This window comes from Flavobacterium frigoritolerans (genome assembly GCF_025847275.1).
GTDB lineage: Bacteria > Bacteroidota > Bacteroidia > Flavobacteriales > Flavobacteriaceae > Flavobacterium > Flavobacterium frigoritolerans.
In genome coordinates, this window is sequence record NZ_JAOZEV010000048.1 from 1 (window position 1) to 1,843 (window position 1,843).

Annotated in this window: 1 protein-coding gene; it reads right to left on the reverse strand. The window is 32.6% G+C overall.

Translation table 11 applies throughout. The features are described 5' to 3' along the window. Positions 1-1,843: non-ribosomal peptide synthetase (locus tag OIU80_RS20795; protein ID WP_264288879.1), on the reverse strand; the 1,843-nt coding region annotated here is incomplete at both ends.

Here is a 1,843-nt window from a genome sequence, read left to right on the forward strand (position 1 = left end):
GCCTGTTTTATACAATCTGGTGTAGCCTTTGGCTTTATCAGCTTCGGTAGCAAATGGATTCTCAATAAAACGCTCCGCTGTTAAGTCTGGACGATTTAGATACCCACGTGATAAACTTGCGCCTCCTATGTACAACTCTCCAATCACTCCAACTGGAACCGGAGCATTGTTGCTGTCTAAAACATAAGCATTTGTATTATTTATTGGTTTCCCAATTTTTGTATTTAAATCACCTTCTCTGTATTGGTGCATCGTGGTGTAAACTGTGCCTTCGGTTGGTCCATAAGCATTTATCAATTTACGACCATTACTCCATCTATTCAAACATCCAACAGAATTAACTCCTCCTCCAACATGAATCGTTTTTAATTTATTTAATGCTAAATATTCAAACGATTCTAATAAATCTGCAGGAACTGTAAGATGCGTAATTTCTTCTGAAGCAATGTGTTTCATAAGATTACCATTTTGCTTAATCTCTTCAGAAATAATATGTAGCGTACCGCCTGCAATTAATGTCGGATAAATTTCTGAAACAGCTCCATCAAAAGACGTTGAGATAATCTGAGAAGATATCGTTTGCTCATCAATATCAAAAGCTTCAATGATATTGAAAGTCAAATTGTTCAAATTACTATGTGTTAATTCAACTCCTTTAGGTTTACCTGTAGTTCCTGATGTATATATAACATACGCTAAATCATCGGACTTACTGTATTCATTAAAATTATTGTTGTTTGCATTACTGTATAGTTCTTCTTTTAAGTCTATGCAAATGATTCTATCCTGTGGTAATTGAATAGAATTGTTGTTATTTTTCCGAATAAGAATAAATTCAACTTTGGTATCTTCCAATATATAATCGATTCTATCCTGAGGGTAATTTGAATCAATAGGTACGTAAGCTCCACCAGCTTTTAGTACTGCCAACATTCCTATTATCATTTCCAAACTTCTGTCCAGACATAAGGCAATAAGTGTGTTTGGTACAAAAGTTTTCCCTACCCTTTCTTCATACTGTACTCGAATGTAATGAGCTAACTGATTGCTTTTTTCATTGAGTTCATTATAACTCAATGATTTGTTTTCAAATACTAGAGCCGTTTTATTTGGAGTCTTTGCTACTTGTTCTTCAAATAACTCTTGAATCGTTTTCTCCTTCGGATATTCTTTTTCGGTTGCATTCCAATTGTGAACAATTTCTTTGTAATCTGCTGAATCAATAATACTTATATCAGAGTAACTACTAGTAGGTTTTTCAACAAGTTTTTCAAGTAAAAAAATATAATTCTTAATAAATTTTGTTATGGTCGTTTTACAAAATAAACTAGTCGCATAACTAACTAATCCTCTTAATTCATCCTGACTATCATCTATTGTAATTGATAAATCTAGTTTTTCTGTTTGAGAATCACTTTCAATTTCATAAGGTTTGAAATATTCTTTTTGTTGTTCTGTTTTTTTGTTTTGATTATTAAAACTTCGAACCATAAACATTATCTGAAAAACAGGATGTCTTGACATATCACGTTCAACACCTAATTCATCAATTAATTTCTCAAAAGGTAAGTCCTGATGTAATTGAGTATTTATTTGTTCTTGATGTACTTGTTGCATCAATGCTTCAAAACTTTGAGAATTAGTAAGCTGTGTCCTGTTGACTTGTGTATTGACAAAAAAACCAATCAGTCCCTCTGTTTGCATGTAATGTCTATTGGCCATAACACTACCGATGACAATATCATCTTGCCCTGTATATTTACTCAAGAGAATATTCACACTACTTAACATCAAACTATTTAAAGTTATTCCGTTACGTTGAGCCAATAAACGCATTCTCTGG